General features: G+C 69.4%; 13 protein-coding genes and 2 pseudogenes. 8 read left to right on the forward strand and 7 right to left on the reverse strand.

Annotation, left to right across the window (positions count from 1 at the left end):
* The first annotated feature begins 338 nt into the window (after window positions 1–338).
* Complete coding sequence (locus tag ACFV7Q_RS05600) at window positions 339–695, forward strand: hypothetical protein (protein ID WP_385423889.1); 357 nt, start codon at window positions 339–341, stop codon at window positions 693–695.
* Window positions 696–1,602: 907 nt separating this feature from the next.
* Here the strand turns inward: ACFV7Q_RS05600 and ACFV7Q_RS05605 are convergent.
* Window positions 1,603–1,755 (reverse strand): hypothetical protein, encoded by a 153-nt coding sequence (locus ACFV7Q_RS05605; protein WP_385423891.1) that lies wholly within the window; start codon window positions 1,753–1,755, stop codon window positions 1,603–1,605.
* A 158-nt stretch (window positions 1,756–1,913) separates the two neighbouring features.
* Between ACFV7Q_RS05605 and ACFV7Q_RS05610 the strand changes: the two genes are divergently transcribed.
* The 6 genes from ACFV7Q_RS05610 to ACFV7Q_RS05635 all read left to right on the forward strand — a co-directional run bounded on the left by ACFV7Q_RS05610 (window position 1,914) and on the right by ACFV7Q_RS05635 (window position 7,503).
* The gene (locus tag ACFV7Q_RS05610; RefSeq protein ID WP_385423893.1) at window positions 1,914–3,533 is read left to right on the forward strand and encodes a hypothetical protein; all 1,620 of its coding nucleotides are present in this window, start codon (window positions 1,914–1,916) and stop codon (window positions 3,531–3,533) included.
* Between the two features lie 179 nt (window positions 3,534–3,712).
* A complete protein-coding gene (locus tag ACFV7Q_RS05615; protein ID WP_385423895.1) occupies window positions 3,713–4,291 on the forward strand; it encodes a suppressor of fused domain protein in 579 nt (192 codons plus the stop codon).
* A 421-nt stretch (window positions 4,292–4,712) separates the two neighbouring features.
* Window positions 4,713–5,546: a PIG-L family deacetylase gene (locus ACFV7Q_RS05620; protein ID WP_385423899.1), complete on the forward strand. Its 834-nt coding sequence runs from the start codon at window positions 4,713–4,715 to the stop codon at window positions 5,544–5,546.
* Window positions 5,547–5,865: 319 nt separating this feature from the next.
* The gene (locus ACFV7Q_RS05625) at window positions 5,866–6,531 is read left to right on the forward strand and encodes a glyoxalase (RefSeq protein WP_385423901.1); all 666 of its coding nucleotides are present in this window, start codon (window positions 5,866–5,868) and stop codon (window positions 6,529–6,531) included.
* Between the two features lie 107 nt (window positions 6,532–6,638).
* Window positions 6,639–7,052, forward strand: a complete 414-nt coding sequence (locus ACFV7Q_RS05630; RefSeq protein WP_385423903.1) for a VOC family protein — start codon at window positions 6,639–6,641, stop codon at window positions 7,050–7,052.
* A 133-nt stretch (window positions 7,053–7,185) separates the two neighbouring features.
* Window positions 7,186–7,503: a DUF1905 domain-containing protein gene (locus ACFV7Q_RS05635; RefSeq protein WP_385423905.1), complete on the forward strand. Its 318-nt coding sequence runs from the start codon at window positions 7,186–7,188 to the stop codon at window positions 7,501–7,503.
* A 53-nt stretch (window positions 7,504–7,556) separates the two neighbouring features.
* Here the strand turns inward: ACFV7Q_RS05635 and ACFV7Q_RS05640 are convergent.
* The 6 genes and pseudogenes from ACFV7Q_RS05640 to ACFV7Q_RS05665 all read right to left on the reverse strand — a co-directional run.
* Window positions 7,557–7,706: pseudogene (locus ACFV7Q_RS05640) on the reverse strand (FG-GAP-like repeat-containing protein); the annotation flags it as partial.
* A gap of 329 nt (window positions 7,707–8,035) precedes the next feature.
* A pseudogene (locus ACFV7Q_RS05645) lies at window positions 8,036–8,476 on the reverse strand (GDSL-type esterase/lipase family protein); the annotation flags it as partial.
* A 302-nt stretch (window positions 8,477–8,778) separates the two neighbouring features.
* Window positions 8,779–11,103 carry an FG-GAP-like repeat-containing protein gene (locus ACFV7Q_RS05650; protein WP_385423906.1) on the reverse strand — a complete coding sequence of 775 codons (2,325 nt, stop codon included), beginning with the start codon at window positions 11,101–11,103 and terminating at the stop codon, window positions 8,779–8,781.
* A 44-nt stretch (window positions 11,104–11,147) separates the two neighbouring features.
* Window positions 11,148–13,154: an RICIN domain-containing protein gene (locus ACFV7Q_RS05655; RefSeq protein WP_385423908.1), complete on the reverse strand. Its 2,007-nt coding sequence runs from the start codon at window positions 13,152–13,154 to the stop codon at window positions 11,148–11,150.
* Window positions 13,155–13,237: 83 nt separating this feature from the next.
* Entirely contained in the window at window positions 13,238–15,691 is a 2,454-nt protein-coding gene (locus ACFV7Q_RS05660; protein WP_385423910.1) for a trypsin-like serine protease, read from the reverse strand.
* A gap of 83 nt (window positions 15,692–15,774) precedes the next feature.
* Window positions 15,775–16,290 (reverse strand): hypothetical protein, encoded by a 516-nt coding sequence (locus tag ACFV7Q_RS05665; RefSeq protein WP_385423912.1) that lies wholly within the window; start codon window positions 16,288–16,290, stop codon window positions 15,775–15,777.
* 444 nt (window positions 16,291–16,734) lie between these two features.
* Between ACFV7Q_RS05665 and ACFV7Q_RS05670 the strand changes: the two genes are divergently transcribed.
* Entirely contained in the window at window positions 16,735–20,082 is a 3,348-nt protein-coding gene (locus ACFV7Q_RS05670; protein WP_385423914.1) for an ALF repeat-containing protein, read from the forward strand.
* Window positions 20,083–20,323: the final 241 nt, after the last annotated feature.

Here is a 20,323-nt window from a genome sequence, read left to right on the forward strand (position 1 = left end):
GGCGAACATGGCATGCCACGTCGTCTGCTCCGCCGCCCCGCTCCCGGGCTCGTAGAACAGCGCAGGGGATCGCCCCAGTCCAGGATCAATGTCACGGTGGCGGGGGAAAGGGTGAGCCTTACGGGTCCACGCCCTGCAGTGTGATGACCTCGGTGCGTCACCACGTGATCCCGTAACCAGGCGGAAGCGCGACGCTCGCAGTACACGCCTGTCCCCCTCGGATCCGATGGACATGGTGCGCCTTCGTACAAGGCCAAGGCCCCCATGCGCCACAGCAATCTGGGAACCACGCCGCGCGTGGCGTCCCGTCACGTCCGGGAGAGAGATAGGGAGAGAGGATGCGATTACGCCAAGTCCTCGCGAGTGTGGCACTCGGGACTGCTTTGGCGCTCGGCACCGCAGCCGTTCCAGCCCAAGCAGCTCAGTCCGGTCGCGATGCCCACAGCGACACCATTGCGGAGGGTGCGTTCATGGCCGCGACGCACGTCGGTTCGGACCAGGATGTGTTCGCCGTTCCGAACTTTGACGCGAACACGACGACCGCTGCACTGATGACCGCACTCGATCTGATCCGTGTCGACACCTTCCGTACCAGGTCCGCTTGTGAGTCCTTCGGGGCGAGCTCTGCCTACGCCTTCTGGGTCTGCGAGCGGAACGGAAGCCGCTGGGAGCTCTGGGTGGACGACGACACGTGAGCGACGGAAATCCGTCTCAGATCGGGTCAGGGCCCTCCGCCCGGCGACGCCGGTGAGACCGCTGGGCACTGGGGGCTCTGAGGACCCGTCGGGTCGAAGTCCGTCATGAAAACCGCGAAGGGCCGGACCGTGATCGGTCCGGCCCTTCGCCGGCTGTGCCGCGGCTGCCGTCAGCCGAAGCGACCGGTGCAAGAAGGCGTAGGGCACGAAGCGGCGCAGCGCTGAACCCATCTGCTTGCGCTGCAGCTTCTACGCCGCCCGGCTCATGCCGGTCGACGGATTGCGTACAGCCACTGAACCACCGGCCCGGCTGACTCGACGTTTCGGTGCCCCATGACCGGCGACGGTCCAGGTCCCCGACCGCGTGAGCCTCGTGCCGGGACATGAGCCTCAGGAGCCCGGGTCCAGGACCACCACCGGCGACGTGATCGAGGACGTGCGGGCCGGGCCCGCCGATGCGCCGGCAGGACCACCGGTACGCCGAGTAGGGCGCGCCCCACCCAATTCGTCAACGCCGCCGTAGCTTCGGGAGAACAGGGCCGTCACGGTGTGGCACGTCCACCCGTGAGCTCATGCATGTGGGCCATGGTGAAGTGACCAGGTTCGGGTTCCTCGAACGGGTCCGCCACAAGATGCGGCAGCGTGCCGGACAGCACCGCCAGGTGGACCCGTTGCCGACGTGCAGATTCCCGGCACCGGATCGGAGCGGATGGGCGGGACTGGGCGGGGCTGGGCGGGGCTGGGCGGGGCCCTTAGTCCCGCCCCTCGTCATGTCACAGGCCGGCCAGCAGCTGACGCCGGGGCTGACGAGCTCGGCCTCGGGGGCGCGGTCGCCGACTTCGGGCTGACGGGGTGCCCCTGGTGCGCGCGGCCCGCCGAACCCGGTGGCGGGCCGCGCGCACCTGAACTACTGGCGGGTGCGTCGGGTTCGGTCGTTTCGGTTGCGGGCGCTGGCCCGGATCTTCTTGGCTAGGTATCCGATCCCGGCGACGAGGCTGGCGGCGACGACGTCACCGAGGAGGTCGTGGCTGAGGAATGTGTACAGCGTGGACAGGCTCATGGCGTTCTCCCCTGGTGACAGAGCCGGTTGCGGTGAGGAGAGATTCGCCGTGCCGGGCCTGTCCATGGGCACGTGCAGGGCGTTGTGCCTGCTGGAAGGAGGTTCGGGCGTGGTCATCGGATGGTCAGGGTTGGACAGCAGGGTGGGAGAGGGGCGCGATGTCCCCTCAGCGTGAGATCAACGAAGAGACGGCGGCTGGCCAGCTGGCCCTGTTCCTGGTGGCCTTGACCAGGGGCGCGTCGGTCCGGGACCTGGCCGACCGGTTCGGCCGGAGCAGTTCCAGCTGGGGGAACTACCTCAATGGCTCGCAGCTCATCCCCAAGATCCTGGTCGGGAAATTGGTGGAGGCCTTCACCCCGCCAGGTGCCCGCCGTAGTACCGCTTCGGTCCAGGCCTTGGAGCTGTGGAAGGCGGCCGACGCCGAGCGTCTTGCCAGCCGGTTACCGGGTGGCGGGGAGCTGGTGCGCCAGCACCAGCGGCGCGACGACGCACTCCAGCAGGTCGTCAAGTACCAGGCGCTCGCGGCGAACGCGGAGAAGCACCTCGCGGAGCTCCGGCCCATGCTCGCCTACACCCAGAGCCGGCTGGAGAACGCCGAGCTCCAGCTGAAGCTCGGCGGCGAACGCGAGCGTGCACGGGTGGAGCGCCAGCTCGGCCAGGCGAAGGAGCGGTTGAGCCGGGTCCAGGTGCAACAAGAACGGGCCCGCACCCGCAGGCTGACGGCGGAGGAACAGCAGGAGTTCTGGATGGCTGAAGCCCTGGTCGCGCAAGAGGAAATCCGCCGGCTGGAACGCGAGGCACAGGACCTCGTGGTCGTCCGGCCCGGGTCCCTCGAACCGGTCCGTCCCGACACCGCCGATGCGGTGGACGACTCCGACTTCGAAGCCCGCCTGGAGCACATCACCGCCGAAGGCCTGCACGACGAGGCGATCATCGAGGAAGACCTCCAGCCCACCCCCGCGGGTCCCGACGCCACCGGGCTCCAGGCACTCCTCGTTGCTGAGGACCTTGCCCAACCCCTGTCCAACGCGGAGGAGGTCCTCCAGCACAACCCTGACCGCCCCGCCGGTGATGACGACCCGGCCCCGGACTCCCCTGACGCCCAAGACAGCGTCCAACGCGCGTCCAAAGTGGTGTTGGACAAGCCTCCCACCAGCGGTGACGCAGAACAGGCTGTCCCGGACCCTCCAACGCGATCACAGCATGTCCAGGCCCCTCGATCGCGTGCCCTGGAAGGAGCCGTTGATGCACCGCGCCTTGTTCCGCGGGCACGGCACCCCGGGTTCGCCAGAAGGGCGGGAGTCTGGCTCGGGCTGCTGGACGAGTCCGAGGCGACGCCCAACACAGCCGTCGGCGCGTCCACGGAAAGCACCCCGGCACCGCTGGACGCCGACGCCTGGTTCAGCCACGACGCCAAGACGCCGCTCGCCACCATCCTCCTCGCACCCGGCATGACCTTGTTCGCGCTCGTCCGTGCAGCACGCAGGGCAGACCTAACCCCGCTCAGAACCTATGCAGGTGTAGCCCTCCTAGGCGTCAGCATCTTCATGTACTTGATCGGTCAGAGCGCGGCCGCCAAACGCGAAGGCGTCGCCCAGCTCGCCGACGTGGCCGTGGGCATCCCCTTCTGCCTCGCACCGCTGTACGGGGCACTGAGGCTGATGAAGATGCCGAACACACCCGCATGCATCCTGGCCGCCGGTGTCCACCTGATCTGGTCGGCTCTGCTGCTCTTGGACCTCTTCCCCTGGACGGCCCTCAGCTTCGGGACCAAGTAGGGACCACAGGTGCTACTGCAGTCCTCAGGCAGCGGCGCGTCCAGCAGCCTGAGGAACCTTGCCCGTCCCTTCACCGTGCGGTGCGCAGCTGGTGTGCCGCGAGGGACCGTGCCGCCCGCGCGCTGCGTACCGCCCTGCAAGACCTGCTCGCGCCGTCGGCTGTCTGGCATGATCGCGCGATGAGTGTTGCGAGGGCGCTGGCTGCGGAGGCCGTCGAGTCACATGTCCGGGAGTTCTTCCAGGGGCATCCCGTGGAGGTCGTCGAATACGATCTCGGGCCGGGACGGCGAGAGGTGCTGGCCGACCTGCGCGTTCTCGTCGTGGGGCCCGGCCCGCGCAGCGACTGCTGGGCCTTCGTGACCGTCGGATGCTGGGCCGGGGTGGAGATGGGCGGCCACGGTCTTGAGTTCGTCATGACCGCCCACGTCCGCGACCAGCGATTCGTCGAACTCATGGCGATGATCGCCCACTACCACTGCGGAGGGCATCGGCTCGACCTGGAGCACAGCATGCCGATCGGTGAACCGTGGGTGGCGGGTTCGGCCTGCGACCACCTGCTGATCAGCCTGCCCTCTCTCCACGGGCCCGACCTCGAACACTGTCCGCTGCCCGGGGGACACGCGCGCATCCTATGGGCCCTGCCGGTGACGACGGCCGAGATCGAGTTCCGCAGGCATCACGGCCACGAGGCGCTGGAGCAACTCTTCGACGAGGCAGAGGTCGTCCCCACCGACCCCTTCAGGGCATCGTTGGTCTGAGCCTCCCACGGCTCCCAGCGGTCACGGCGTTCGCTCACCGCCGGCGTATCGGTGCCCGCTTCCGCCGGCTTCGACGACCAGGTGCGTGGTGGTGGTCTCGTCGTGGTAGCCGAGGCACGGGCGACGAAGGGCGCGGGGCCTGGAGGACCAGGTGGCGGATAGCTGCGGCTCGGCCGCGCTGGGCGGGGACGCCAGCGGTTCGGAGTTGATCGAGCAGACTGGGCGGGTCCATCGGATGCCCGGCCGCGCCGGGAACAACTGGTCAGGGCGGCACGGTTGCATCGACCGAAGGGCCGGCGCCGCACGGGCGGGGAACGCGAAGACCCCAACGTCGTCCGCCCCGACAGGAGCCGGGCCCCACGATCGCGGTACGCCCACCGCGTACTCGGACCAAAACGTATTTCTGCAGGAGGACTGTTTCATGGCTGACCGGCCCTTGACGCTCATGGCAGTACACGCCCACCCCGACGACGAGGCCACCGGAACCGGAGGGGTCCTCGCGCGGTACGCAGCGGAAGGCATCCGCACGGTTCTCGTGACGTGTACCGACGGCGGTTGCGGTGACGGACCGGGGGGTGTCAAGCCGGGCGATCCCGGGCACGATCCGGCGGCGGTCGCCTTGATGCGCCGTCAAGAACTTCAGGCCAGCTGTGACGTCCTGAACGTCAGCGACCTGGAGACGCTGGACTATGCCGACTCCGGGATGATGGGCTGGCCGAGCAACGACGCCCCCGGATCCTTCTGGCAGACCCCCGTGCAGGAAGGCGCGGCGCGACTCGCGGAACTCATGCGGCACTACCGACCTGATGTGGTCGTCACCTACGACGAGAACGGCTTCTACGGCCACCCCGACCACATCCAGGCCCACCGCATCACGATGGCGGCGCTGGAGATGACCGCGCTGACACCGAAGGTGTACTGGACCACCGCGCCCCGTTCGATGATGCAGCGGTTCGGCGAGGTCATGCGCGAGTTCCACGAGGACATGCCGGAGCCGGATCCTGCCGAGGCCGCCGCGATGGCCGAGATCGGCCTCCCCGACGATGAGATCACCACGTGGGTGGACACCACCGCGTTCAGCGGTCAGAAGTTCGACGCGTTGGCCGCACACGCCAGTCAGGGCGAGAACATCTTCTTCCTCAAGATGGGCAAGGAGAGGTTCGGCGAGTTGATGGGCATGGAGACCTTCGTACGTGTCCTGGACGCCACCGGCGCGGCCATACCCGAGAACGATCTCTTCGCCGGACTGCGCTGATCCGCCCGCCCGTCCCGCCGAGTCGCCCGATCCTGTGCTCGGCGCGCGGGTGATCGGCCCGTTCGCCGCCGACCGGCCGGGGCTCCTGGTCGCGCAGCAGCTGGTCGGCATGCCGCCCGGGGCCTTCCGGCGCCGGGCGGCGAAAGCGGCGGAAGCGGCGAGCGGCGGAAGCGGCGGCCGGTGCTGCCGGTGCTGCGGGTACGGCCCGCGATGCGGGGTCGGCGATCAAGGTGGAGGGGATGCCGGCGTGCGTGGCGAAGCGAGTCTCAAGACCGGTCAGGAATCGAGAAGCCCCGGCCGCCGCGCAGCCCCTAGCGTGATGGTCATGGCAACCACCACTTCCACCGCAGCCCACACGTCCCTCGCGTCCGTCACCCTTGAGGTGGCCGACCCCGAGGCCGCTCGCCGCTTCTACAGCGCCTTCGGCGTGGACGCGTACATACGCCTGCGGGCGTCCGAGGAGCACTCCACCGGATTCCGCGGCTTCACCCTGGCGCTCACGGTGTCCGGACCGGCCACCGTCGACGGCTTCGTCGGCGCCGCCGTGGACGCCGGCGCCACGGTCCTGAAGCCCGCCGCGAAGTCGCTGTGGGGCTACAGCGGCGTCGTCCAGGCCCCGGACGGGACGATCTGGAAGATCGCGTCTTCGGCGAAGAAGGACACCGGCCCCGCCACCCGCGAGATCGACGAGGTCGTCCTACTGCTCGGCGTCGAGGACGTGAAGGCCACCAGGCAGTTCTACGCCGGCCGGGGCCTGACCGTGGCCAAGAGCGTCGGCGGCAAGTACGCCGAGTTCGCCCCCGGTCAGTCCAGCCCCGTCAAGCTGGCGCTGTACAAGCGCCGTGCCCTGGCCAAGGACCTCGGCGTCCCCGCCGACGGCACCGGCTCGCACCGCATCCTCCTCGGAAGCACCGCCGACGCCTTCACCGACCCGGACGGGTTCGCCTGGGAGGCTGCCGCGCCGCTCGCCCCCACGCTGTCCTGACCCCCGGCCCCGTCATACCGACGGACCGGCGAACACGCGCCGATGTGACAGCCCGGCCCTGGCCCGGATGTCCGGCACTCATCCATCTACAGTGCAAGGAGCAAGGCATGAAAGCGCACGTCAGCTCGATCCTCCTCGGTGTCCGGGACATGGACCGGGCCAAACGGTTCTACACCGAGGGGCTCGGCTGGAAGATCCAGAACGACTACGGCGTCTCGGTGTTCTTCGAATCGGACGGCGCCTCGCCGGTCGGCTTCTACGGTCGTGAGGGTCTGGCCGACCAGGTGGGCACGGACCCGGAAGGCAGCGGCTTCAGCGGGCTGGTCCTGACCTACGTCGTCCGCAGTGAGGCACGGGTCGAGGAGATCATGGCGGAGGCCCAGAAGGCCGGTGCCACGATCCTCAAGCCCGCCGGTGCTCTGCCGTGGGGCGGGTACGGCGGCACCTTCGCCGACCCGGACGGCTACGTCTGGAGTCTCGGCTACAGCGCCACGGGAACCGACCAGCCCTACGCCGAGTAGCCGCGATCCCTCGTCCACGGACGTCCAGGGCAGGGCGATGGTCCGGTGCGGCAAGTGGGAGCAGAGCAGCCATCGGAGCCGGGCGGGCGGGGACGGGACCGCGGTGAGCCGGCAGGACAACAGGAGGAAGACCATGAAGTTTTGGGCCCACGTCGAGCCACCCGAACCCATGCGGGGCCTGGAGGTTCCGCCCGAGGTGGTAGCAGCGCTCGGCGGGGGCGCGCGGCCGCCCGTGACGATCACGGTCAACGGGCATTCCTGGAAGAGCCGGGTCGCCATCCTGCGAGGCCGCCACCTGCTCGGCCTGAGCAACGCCAACCGGCAGGCCGCGGGTGCCGCGATCGGCGAGGAGGTCGAGGTCGAGGTGGAGCGCCAGCCGGTGTTGCCCGCCGCGTCGCCGCCACGGTTGAGGTGGGCGCGGACAGCGCCGTTGTCGGCGATCGTGAGGTAGTCGGCCCTGCCGTCACCGTCGAAGTCGGCGACGCGGACCTGTTCGGCACGGGTCGTGGTGCCGGTGGCCACCTTGCCGATGCTCTGCCAGCCGCCGGCTCCCCTGGGGTCGCCGCCACGGTTGAGCCATACGTTGACGGACCCGTCGGAGTTGACGACCCCATAGTCGGCCCTGCCGTCGCCGTTGAAGTCGGCAAGGTGCACCCGGGTACGGTCCCCCGCGTGGTGCCGGTGGCAACGGGGCCGAGTGCCTGCCAGCCACCGCCCGGCTTCCCGTCCTGGTTGCGCCAGGCCCGTGCTTCACCGCCGTCCGCAATGGTGAGGTGGTCAGGACGCCCGTCGCCGTCGAAGTCCGCCCACCGTACGGGACCGGCGCCGCCCGTCTCCGTACCGGCCCGCGGTACGCGCGGCCGCACGGCCCAGCCCTCGTTGACGGCCTGCTCCAGCCCGTCGCGGTACACCAGGGCCATCTTGCGGTAGCCGGAGTCATTGGGATGCAGGTGGTCGGGCAGCTCGGCCACGACGTCGAGGCGGGGCGGCTCGACGAAACGGAACCGCTCACCCCGGGCGCGGCGCTCCGGTTCGTGGTCCCGGACGGCGGCATTGAAGTCGCGCGTCTGCCGTTCGAGCCCCGGCGTGTCGACGAGCAGGCCCTGAACGATGACGGTCACTCCAGGCCTGTTCGCCACGATGCGGTCGACGAGTCCGGACAATCGCCGTGCGGCGTCCGCGGGGTCGGCGTGGTGAGTGTTGAGGTCGTTGATGCCCAGGTGCAGGAGGACGACGTCCGGGTCGGCAGCGGTCTGCCACCGGTCGATGTTCGAGCGGACGTCGTCGATGGTCCAGCCGATGTGACCCTCGTTGTCGGGTCGCCGACGTTGCCGAAGGAGCCGGAGCCCACGAAGTCGGGCGTATAGCGGGACTGGCCTCCCATCAGGTGCCAGAGCTCGGAGCGGTATCCGGCGCCTTGGCAACTGCCGGCGCCGGCGGTGATCGAGTCACCGAGCGGCATGATCCTCACCAGCGGTGGGGTGGGCTGGACGGCAGCGGCGGCCGGAGAGGTGCCGGGGCCGAGTGCGGTGGCGCCCGCCAGCAGGACGAGGCCGAGTGGGGTGATGCGCTGTGTCACTGGCCGGTCCTTCAAGGAGGGAAGTGGGTCGGTGGAGTTGTCGGCTTCTGCGGACGACGCCTCTGACGAGCGTCGGAAACGCACGAGCCCGCCGTCCGTCCTCGGCGCGATCGCGAGGGAACGGACGGCGGGCACCACATCCCGGGATCAGGCGCCGCTGGCGACCGTGCCGAGGTCGATCCAGCCACTGCCAGCGGCGGCGTCACCGCCGTTCCAGGCGAAGACGGATGCACTGCTGCCGGCGCCGGCGAGGACGTAGTCGGCGTGGGCGTCGGCGTTGAAGTCGACGAAGTGGACCTTCGTGTGGTCGGTGGTCCGTCCGCTCGTGATCTGGCCGACGACGCTCCAGCCGTTCTTCGGGACGACGTCACCGCCACGGTTCAAGTAGAGGTCGACCTTCCCGTCGGGCTTGACGGCGTAGTAGTCGGCCTTGCCGTCGCCATCGGCGTCGGCGAACCGGACCCGGTTGCGATCGGTGGTGGCCCCCGTCGTCACCCGTCCTATGCCCTGCCAGGGGGCGACCTTGTCGCCGCCGCGGTTGAGGAAGACGTCGACGGCTCCGGTGTCGTTGAAGACGAGGTAGTCGGTGCGGCCGTCACCGTCCCAGTCGGCGAAGCGGACCTTGCTCTGGTCCTTGGTGACACCGGTCGCGACCTGACCGATCGCCTGCCACGGCGCCACCTTGTCCCCGCCGCGGTTGAGCCACGCGTTCACGGAGCCGTCGGGGTTGATGACGAGGTAGTCGGCCTTGCCGTCACCGTCGAAGTCGGCCAGCCGCACCCGGGAGCGGTCGCTGTTCACGCCGGTAGCGACTTGGCCGAGGCCCTGCCAGCCGTTCGCGCCGGCGGGGTCGCCGCCGTGGTTCAGCCACACGGACACGGCGCCGTTGTCGGCAATCGTGATGTAGTCGGGCTTGCGGTCGCCGTCGAAGTCGGCCCAGCGCACGCGGTCACTTCCGCCGGCCTCGTTCACCGCGGCGGAAGGGCGCTGGTCGCCGGGCACGGTTCCGCTGGTCCAGAGGGCGCCGCCCTTGCCTTCGCCGCCGCCCTTCTTGTAGACGACGAGGTTGCCGTCGTTCTGGAAGGTGAGGTATGCGCCGGGGTTGCCGAAGGTGGCGGTGGACCAGTAGGAGTTGCCCAGCCCGTCGCCGCCGCCCTTGCGGTAGGCCACGAGGTTGCCATCGCGTTGCATGGCGAGGTAGGAGCCGTCGCCGCCGGCGACGTTGGAACTCCACACCTGCTTGGCCTGGTGCTTGTCCCAGATGTACAGGCGGCCGTCGCTAGCCATGACCAGGATCCTGTGGGGGCTGTCGGCCCAGGACCCGGCCGGGTAGCGGCCGTCGCTGGGCAGGGTGCTCGGCCGCATCGCGGTTTGCGACGACCACAGGCCGCCGCCCTTGCCCTCTCCGCCGTCCTTCTTGTGGACGACGAGGTTGCCGTCGGTCTGGAAGCGCAGGTACGCGCCCGGGTTGCCGAACGTGGCCGTAGACCAGAGGTGGCCGCCCTTGCCGTCCCCACCGGTCTTCGTGTAGACGACGAAGTTGCCGTCAGCCTGCATGACCGCGTACGCGCCCGGGTTGCCGACGGTGTTGGAGGACCAGATCGCAGCGCCCTTACCCTCACCACCGCTGTTGTGGTAGATGACCAGGTTGCCGTCGGACTGCATGGCGAGCTTGAGGTGCTTGCCGACGAGGGTCGTGCCCGACTGGATGGTCTGGCCGGGGCGGACCATCAGCGGATCGGTGACCGTGGTGATCCATTGTCCGAGGTCGTCGGTACGGGCGGAGACGGCGCCGGTACGGGTTTCCGCGGGGGTGGTGCCGAGGCAGCCGCCCTGCCAGGACCGGCTGTTGACTCCGACGAGCTCGCCGGCCGCGTTCAGGAGCGGGCCGCCGGTGTCACCCTTGCAGATCGCGTCGGTGCCCTTGCCGGTGATGGCCAGGCTGGTGGCGTCAGTGGAATTGACCGTGAACGCGCCGGTGTGGAGCTTGGCGGGCACCCACTCGGTCTTCGTCCGGCCGAAACCGGCGGCGGTGACGTCCGCGCCGGCCGTGGGGACGGTGGCGGCGCGCTTGACCGGGGCCGCTCCGGGGGCGGGCACCGCCAGACGGGCCAGGACCACGTCACGGTCGGTACGCGGAACGAGTTCGGACACGGCGAGGGCCCGGCCGTCGGCGAGGGTGACGGTCGACTTCAGCGCGGGCTTTCCGGCCGGAACCTGCTGGCCAGGGACGGTGGCGAAGCAACTGGTGGCGGTGGCGACCCACCACTCGTTGACGAGCGCCGCGGTGCAGGCACGGCCGTTGGCTTCGTCGCCGACGTTCAGCCTGACGACGGAGGCGTAGTCGCCGGGCGCGGCCTCCGGGCCCGAGACGGCCTGGGCGGGTCCGGCGGAGGTGAGACCGGCGGCGACGGCGATGGCGGCGGCGAGCAGGCCGGTCATCCGCGCGGGGCGCGGACGGGGTGCAGACATGTGGGTTCCCTTGGAACAGCGGGCGGGCCTGTCGGCAGGGCTGGTCACAGGTACCAGCTCTGCGTGGCGAAGGACGGGTCGGAAGAGTGCTCCCACTGCTGGGCGGGGGCGCCGTTGTCCTTGCTGGAGTTGCTGATCTCCAGGGTCTTGCCGCTGTTGACGTTGCTGATGTTCAGGCTGACGGTGCTGCCGGCCTGCTTGATCGTCCAGAGCATGGTGGGGATGTCGCGGCAGGTGTACTGCTGCGCACGGGCCCCGTTCTCCTTCTTGGAGTTGATGATCTCCAGGCACTTGCCGCTGTTCACGTTCACGATCTGGTAGACACCAGCGGTGGCCGTGGGGCGGAACTCCCACTTCGCGCCGGCCTGACCGACGCAGGCCCACTGCTGGGCGGGGGCGCCGTTGTCCTTGCTGGAGTTGCTGATCTCCAGGCACTTGTCACTGTTCACATTGCGGATCAGACCGCCTGCGGGCAGCGGAAGGGGAGAGGGCCAGGCGTTGGTGCCCAGGACGAGGGAACCCTTTCCGTTGCCCTTGTAGAAGTTGAAGCGCTGCTGGTCGTTCCACAAACCGCCGAGGTCGGTCTTGTCGTCGCCGTTGAAGTCACCGGACAACAGGACGGGCATGTTGTTCCACGTGTTGTCCTGCCACATGGAGACGCCGGCGTCGAGGCCGCCGGCGGCGTTGCCGGAGTAGCGGCGCAGGGCGCCGTCGGAGGCGATGGCGACGATGTCGTCGACGCCGTCGTTGTTGAAATCACCGGTGGTGATCTTCTGGATGCTCAGCCAGGTGTTGTCCGGCCACATCTTGCGGTTCTTGCTGGTCAGCACCCCGTCCGCGGTCGTGGAGTAGGCGTGCAGGGACCCCTTGGCGTCACTCGTACCCCAGACGGCGATGAGCCCGTCGCGGTCGGAGCCCGCCGCGCGATACCGCTCCAGTTGGCGCATGGAGTCCCAGTTGGTGTTCGCGTCCGCCCACATCGCCTTGCCGTCGGCCAGGCTGCCGTCAGACCGTCCCGCGTACAGGCGCAGAGCGCCGTTGCTCCAGACGGAGGCGATGTCGGTGATGCCGTCACCGTTGAAGTCCCCACCGATGATCTTCTTGGCGCGGCCCCAGCTGCCGTCGGCCCGCCACAGCGGGCGGCCGTACTCGAAGGTGCCGTCGGGACGGCCGGCGAAGGTGTGCAGGTTGCCGTCGGTGGTGACGGCGGCGATGTCCGTACGGCCGTCCTGGTTGAAGTCGCCCGCCCCCATCACCTTGGTGACGTTGGGCACCACTGACGCCAGACGCACCGCAGGGGTGGTCTTGCGGACCTGGTCCACCCAGGCTGCCACGTCGTCGACACGGACATCGAGCGCCCCGGTGCGGGTCTCGGCCGCATCCGTGCCCAGACAGCCGCCCTGCCAGGACCGCGAATTGACCGCTGCCAGCTCCCAACCGCCGTCCTTCTGGCGCAGGGCCGGACCGCCGGTGTCACCCTTGCAGACCACCGCGTCGCCCGAGGCGTTCAGCCCGAGCGTGCCGCCTTCGACGGAGGCGACAGTGAAGGCACCGGTGTGCGCCTTCTTCGGGACCCATTCTGTCTTCGTCCGCCCGAACCCCAGCGAAGTGAGCTGTTCACCGACCTCCGGGGCGGTGGTGGCGACCGTGACCGGCTCCACTCCGACGACCCGCCAGGCGAGCTTCACCATCACCAGGTCACGGTCCGCGTGCGGAACCAGCTCCGCCGCCTCGACCACGGTGCCCGTGGACTGCGTGAGGTCGGTGCGCCCCACGGTGACGGTCGTCTTCAGGGCCGGCTTGCCGGCCGGCACCTGCGCGGAGCCGTTGCGGAAACAGGACGCGGCGGTGATCACCCACTGGGCGTCGACGAGCGAGCCCGAACAGGCCGCCTTGTCACCCAGGTTGAGCTTCGCGACGAAGGCGTAGCCGGTGTTCGGAGCGTCGCCCCCGTTGAGAGCAGCGGCGGGATGCGCGGTGAGAAGGCCGCTTCCCACCGTGGTGGCGATCAGCGCAGCAGCCCACGCGAAGCGTGAACCGGGTACGGGCATGTTGATCCTTTTGGTGTCGGGTGGCGCTGGCTGCCGTCCGCGCCGGGAAGGTCACGGCGCGGACGGGTCGGCCGTGCGGATTGTTACCGGGTGGCGGTGGCGGTGAGGTCGCTCGGCGTGGGGAGAGTGCCGGGTACCTGGCGCCAAGCGGTCCAGTTGCCCAAGGTGGTGTCGAGGGTCGTGCTCTGGACCTTGCCGCCCGCGCCGATGGCGTAGACGTTGGTGTTGCCGGCGGCGGAGACGCTGGAGAGGCGGGTCAGTCCACTGCCGCCGATCTTGGTCCAGGACGGCTTGAAGGCACCGGCGAAGTAATCGCCCGCCTGGCTGTACAGGGCACCGTCGGAGCCGATGACCTGGATCTGGACGGTGGCTCCGACACGGGAGACCGTGATGTCCTTGGCGCCCGTGAAGCCACCCGGGATGTCGCCCCAGTTGTTCCAGGTGTTGCTGCGGGTGTCGAGGTCGCGGCCGTAGACCTTGCCGCCGGCGATGCCGTAGAGGCGGACGTAGGGGCCGGCCTTCACGGAGGTGAGGCTGGTCAGTCCGGTGAACCCCGGGACGGCGGCCCAGCGGTCGTTCCAGCGGCCGGCGTTGTAGTCGCCGACCTGTGTGTGGAGGTCGCCGTGGGCTCCCACGATCTGCACGTATAGGACGTTGTCGATCATGGTAGCGGAGAGGTCCTTGACGCCGGCGGCGCCGCCCGGCACCTCATTCCAGCTGCCCCAGACGTTGGTCGTCGGGTTGTACTCGCGGTCGTAGACCCGGCCGCCGGCGACACCGACGTAGCGGATCGTGTTGCCGGTGTCGGCGCTGGTCAGGTGGGTGATCGGGAGGCCGCCGACGGTGTTCCAGTTGGCCCCGAAGGCACCGGTGGCAAGGGTGCCGGTCTGGAGGGACAGCGCGTTGTTCACGGTCGCGGCCAGCGTCACTTTGGAGGGTGCCGCCTGGATTGCGGCGGACACGTCGGTGGTGGCGGAGATGCCGCCCCTGAGCTCCTGGAACGCGCTCCACGTGCCGGTAGCGGTGTCGAGCCGGGCATTGTTGACCTTGCCTGCGGCGTCGGTCGCGTACAGTTCGACGGCGTTGCCCGAGGGGGCGCTCGTGATGTTGGTCAGGCCCGTGCCGCCGACCCTGCTCCATGCGTCATTCCAGCGGCCGGTGTCGTAGTTGCCGGATTGGGTCCACAGGGCGCCGTCACCGCCGACGATCTGTACCTGAACGTTGTTGCCGATCATGCTGGAGGCGATGTCCTTGACACCGCTGGCCTTGCCGGGGACCTCGCCCCACGGCGTCCACCTGCCGTTGCGGGTGTCGAAATCGCGGCCGTACACGCGCCCGTCGGCGACGGCCTGCACGCGCACGAGGGGACCGGCGGGCACGCTGGTGACGCGGGTCAGCCCGGACGCTCCGACCGCGGTCCACATGTTGTTCCAGCGGCCGGCCCTGTAGTCGGCGACCTGCGAGTAGAGGTTGCCGTCGGCACCGACGATCTGGACGTGGACGCTGGTGCCCACCTGAGAGGCGGCAATGTCCTTGGCACCGGCGGCGCCACCGGGCACCTCGCCCCAGCCGGACCACCTGCCGTTCGCTGCCAGGTCGAGATCCTGGCCGTAGACCCGGCCGTCGACGATCGCGTAGGCACGCAGCGTGTCGCCGTCGCGGACGGTGGCCACCCGCGATACGTCCTTGCCGTTGACCTTGGCCCAGGACTGGCCGTACTCACCGTAGCCGAGGTACCCGAACTGGGACCACATCGCTCCGTTGCCACCGGCCAGCAGGGACACCTGGTTGCCGGTGCGCGGGGCGGTGACCGAGGAGATCCATGCACCGACGTTGTCGGTACGGGCAGCTATGGCGCCGGTACGGGTTTCGGCGACGTCGGTGCCGAGGCAGCCACCCTGCCAGGAGCGGCTGTTGATGCCCACGAGCTCACCGGTGGCGTTGAGGAGGGGGCCTCCCGTGTCGCCTTTGCACAGGACGTCGGTGCCCTTGCCGGTGATCGAAAGGGTGCCCGCGTCGGACGAGTTCGTGGTGAACGCGCCGGTGTGCACCTTCCCCGGCACCCAGTCCCTCTTCGTCCGCCCGAAGCCGGCTGCGGTCAGGTTGACCCCGTCCGCGGGTGCGGTGGTGGCGAGCTTGACCGGAACGACGTCGGTGACGGGGGTGGCCAGCCGGCCCAGGACCAGGTCTCGATCGGTGGCACTCGCGGAGACCTCCACGATGTCGCGGGCCTGCTTGGCGAACGTGGCGGTGGTCTTCAGCGCGGGCTTCCCGGCCGAGACCGGGCTGCCGGGTGTTGTGGCCAGGCAGCTGGCGGCCGTCAGGACCCAGCGGGGGTCGACCAGGACCGCGGTGCAGCCACGGGGGTTCGTCTCGTTGCCGACGGCGAGGGCCGCGGTGAAGGCGTACCGGTCAGCCGGTGCTTCGGGCCCCGTGACGGCCTGGGCGGGGCCGGCCGATACGAGGCCCGCCGTGACGGCGGTGGCCGTGACGAGCAGACCGGTCGCCCGCGCGGGCAGGGGACGAGTTTCAGGCATGGTCTTCTTTCGGAGCAGGAAAGGGGGCCGATGTCGTCGGGTGTGGTGCCTGACGCGCGAAAGGGGTGGATCCCCTGCGGCGGTTACTTGGAAGTCCTGATCTCCAGAAGCATGAAATCACGGCCCTGGTCATCTGCTGTCTCGCCGACAGCCGTCCAGGCGTTCTTGTCGACGGTGAACGACTTCTGCACGGTGCCGGCAGACATCTCTACCTGCGCCGCATAGTTGTTCCCCTTGACTCCGAAGACGGCCGGGATTTCCAGGCTGAGGTAGCCCTTGTCACCGGTGACGCGGAAGCAGACCTTCTCGTTCTTGTGGGAGAAGACCTCCATCAGTTCCGGTGCGCCCGTGCACTCCGCGAGGAGTATGTGGCCGTCTCCGCTTTTGAGCTTGATCTTCTGCTCGGCAAGGATCTTGTCGGCGTTCGGATAGGCGAAGTCCTCTACGGCGTAGCCCGGGCCCTCGTCGGCGATCGCCTTCGTCGCGAGGGATTCCGTGGCGGATCCACCCGTTACACCGCCCGCGACTGCGGCCCAGGTCAGAGCCCCCGCAGCCGCAGCTACACCGACGATTCGCAGGATTGCGCTACGTGCCTTCATTTCCATCCTTAGTGTCGATCCAAGGTTTTCGCGAACGTGCGTGAGCTCACAAAGAAGGAAGGGACTCGCGCACATTCTCGCGCCCCCCGGTCACGATTGACCGATGTCGCCGAAATGAAAATGGCGACCTTGCTCACTGGCTGGCGATCTTTCGAATGAAAGCAAGCCATGCACCATCGAGCCAAAAGAATAAATAGCTACATAACGGGACATGCCACCCACCGAGGAGGTGACTTACGTCACCCTATGAAATGGTTGCGACGGTTTTGCGAAAAGCTGAGGGCGGGATTCGGCCATCTTTTGGTCATAGTGCCGGTTGGGTTCCGGCCCGGGATGTTCCAGGCCTGTGTGCTGCATAAGGTCGGGTCATCGCCGTTCCGGTGAGATATTCCCGGACGAGATTCGACCTCGACCGCGAGGAATCGGAATCAGAGAGGTTCTTCTGTGCAGGAAACGTTTTGGAGCCGGCGCCGTTTCACCACGGCCCTCGCGGCGAGTGCAGCCGCCGTATCGACTCCCCTGCTGTTCACCACACCCGTACGGGCAGCCACCCGCGCCGCCGCCGCGGCCGGCGACGCGCTGGCGCTCCCGGACACGGACCGGGCCAAAGCCGTCAGGGCATGGATCCTCGGCGGACGTTCGGTCAAGGAAACGGCTGCCTACGCACTCGCCGGCACCGACAAGGAGATCACGACCTTCCTCACCGAGGAGCTGCCCAAGGCCACTCGGATCGACAACCGTGTCGCCACGTTCACCTACCTGGGCTACGGAGGCAAGAGCGTTCGAAGGGACGCGAGCGCCGCCCTCAACGGTGGGGACGAGGCGGTATCCGCGTTCGTCAAGGACGGCTTCCGCCCCTCGGTCACGGAAGACATGCGGGTCTCGACCCTCGCCGTCATGGCCAACGGCGGAAAGAGCGTCAAGCGGGACGGCAATGCCGCGCTGACCGCCGGCACGGACCAGGCCCTGGAGCAGTTCCTGCTGACCGGCCAGTACAACGCCAGGCTGGAGGACATGCGGGTGGAGATCATGCGCAGCCTCGCCACGGCCGGCCCGGAGCTCAAGAAGTACGCGAACCGTGCCCTGAGCGGGACCGCGGACGACGTGCAGTGGTATCTCGACACCGGGCAGCACATCGCGCGGGCGCGCGACCAGGAGTCCGCCACCATCGCGCAGTTGGTCGCCGTCGTCGAGCGTGAGAGTGCGCGTGCCCAAGAGCAGACCGACCTGGCCGTCGAGGCCTCGGAGCGGGCGACAACAGCCGCGGGTAAGGCCAGGGAGAAGGCCGAAGCGGCTGCGGCCGAGGCCGGGAAGGCGAGGGACGACGTCCGGAGGTCCGCCGAGGCGGCCCGCCAGGCCGCCACCGCGGCCAGCGGCGCCGCGTCCGCCGCCCGGACGGCCATCCGCGCCTCCTCCGCTGCAGTCCAGGCATCGCAGCGGGCGTCCTGGGCGGCCACGGCGGCCTCCCAGGCAGCAGCCGCCGCCGGATCGGCGGCCACTCGCGCCTACAACGCCGCGATCGCCGCGTCGAAGGACGCGTCGAAGGCCAACGAGGCGAAGAACGCCGCCGTCGCCGCCCGCGACGCTGCCGCGAAGGCGTACTCCGCTGCCAAGGCTGCCGACGATGCAGCCGTCGCTTCCGAGCAGTCCGCGAACGCCGGCCTCGCCGCCGCCGACGCGGCCCGTGACGCCGCGGCCGCGGCCAAGGCCTCCGCCCAAGCGGCCGAGGCCTCCGGCGTCGCCCAGGCCGAGGCGGCCGAGGCCAAGCGCCAGGCCGCGATCGCCGCGAGCGCCGCCAACCAGGCGACCAACGCCGCCTCCACGGCCCAGGCATTGGCCTCGACCGCGGCGAAGGCCGCGCGCACGGCGAACGCCGCGGCCAAGTCCGCCGCCGGACACGCTGAGAAGGCCGCCGACGCCGCGGAAGAGGCCGTCAAGTACGCCGGCCGGGCCATCGACTTCGCGAACAAGTCCACCGCACACGCCGACGAGGCGGTCAAGGCGGCCAACGTCGCGACGAAGGCCATCGAGGAAGCGATCGCGGTGGAGAAGAACGCCCGCGCAGCCGAGGCCGCCGCGCTGGCGGCCGACAAGCTGGAAGGCATGAAGGAAGCCGCGCAGCTCGCCCAACTGGACAAGAGCGAACGCGCGGCCGCCCTGAACAAGCGCACGCAGGCACAGCAGACAGCCCAGGCCACCAAGGACCTCATAGCCAAGGCGGAGCAGGCCCTCGGCAACGACGACCTCACCGCCGCTGCCACCCTCGGCCGCCAGGCAGCCGTCGCCCTGCTGGACTCCAGGGGCACCTGGACCCGTCAGGCCGCCCGCTTCGCACTCGCCGGATCCGACTACGACGTCCACTCCTGGATCGACATCGACCGGCAGCTCGCCGAGTCCCAGGACAACCGCGAGACCATCCTCTTCATCGCTCAGGTCTCCGAGCCGGCCGTCGCGAAGGCCGCGGTTCAGGCCCTCGCCGGTGGCATCCGCGCGGAAGGGGATTTCAACACCTCCGGCGTCATCAAGTCACGTGCCGAGGACAACAGGGTCAACATCCTGAAGATCCTGCACGAGAAGCCCGGCAAGGCCGTCACCAAGGCCGCAAACGACGCGCTCAACGCCAACACGCCGGAAGCCCTCCAGAAGTTCTTCGACGAGGACCTGGCAAAGGCGGTCGAAGAGGACGACGCGGTCGCGACCATGAAGGTCATCGCCAGCGGTGGCGCGTACTCCAAGGCCTACGCCGAGGTGGCCATGGAGGGCCCCGCATGGATGCGCCGGAACTTCGTCGAATCCGTTCGGCACCGAGCCGCCCAGCTCGACTACGACTCCCTCAGTCACGCTGCCGCCATGCAGGCGACCATCGCGGCAGCGGCCAAGATTGCCCAGGAGGCGCAGCGGGACGCGGCACTCGCCTCCCAGGTCGCGGCGGTGGCCCGGGACGCCGGCGCCAAGGCCCAGGAGTGGGCCGAGAAGGCGCTGGACTCGGCGAAGCAGGCCAACGACTATGCGGTCAAGGCCCGTAAGCACGCGGACGCGGCGGACAAGTCCGCCGCCGAGGCCCAGGCTTCGGCGAACAAGGCCAAGGACGCCGCCGCAACCGCCCAGAGCGCCTCCCGCGCCGCGAACCATTCCGCCAACCGCGCCATCGACGCGGCCCGCAGCGCCCAGGCCTCCGCCTACAGCGCCCAGGCCTCCGCGGCCAACGCCCACCAGGCCGAGCTCGCCGCCGGCCGGGACGCCAAGACGGCGGCCGCGGCCGCCGCCGAAGCACGTCAGACCGCCGCGGACAAGCGGATGGCCGAAGTACGGGAAGCGGCGCGTGTGGCCGCCGAGCAGGCGCAGAAGGACCGGGACGCCAACCGCAACCCTTCCAACTCGCCGTCGAACGACACGGTCAACCCCAAGGGAAGCCAGTCGGGCAAGGACGAGTGGTGGAACGACGCCAAGTGGTGGGCTGACACCGCCGACAAGGTGAGCACCGCCGCAGGACTCCTGGCGGCAGGTTTCGCCGTGTCCTGCGTGTTCTTCCCGGCGGCACCCGTTCTCGGCAGCATCGCCGCCGTCTGCCTCGGCGTCTCCGTCGTCGCCGCCGGAGTCAGCGCGATCGCCTCCGGAATCGAATACGGCTTCAGCAGCGGCGAATTCGCTTCCTCCGCCGGCCGCGCGGCACTGGGACTCGTCACCCGTGGCGGTGGACGCGCAGCCGCCGCTGTGGCCAAGCCGGTCGTCAAGACCGTGGAAAAGGCTGCCGGGACGGCATCGAAGTTGTTCTACGACCTCGTCGCCTGACAGCCGATCCACCACGACATCCCCCTGGTCATGCCGCCCCTTTTTGCTCGGGCCTTCGGCCACGGGGGGAGTTCGCCTGCGGTGAAACGTTTCCGCCGGTCGGCGGGCACGACATGGCGGGCACGACGCGCTGGCCGGCCCCCGGCCGGCCAGCGCCGGGTGAATTCCCCGGGATGCGGCAGTAACTCCGTTTCCTCACCCCGGGTGACAGAAGGCGTTTGGCCCAACTGATCGCAAAGTC

This window comes from Streptomyces sp. NPDC059851, assembly GCF_042732005.1.
Taxonomy (GTDB): Bacteria; Actinomycetota; Actinomycetes; order Streptomycetales; family Streptomycetaceae; genus Streptomyces.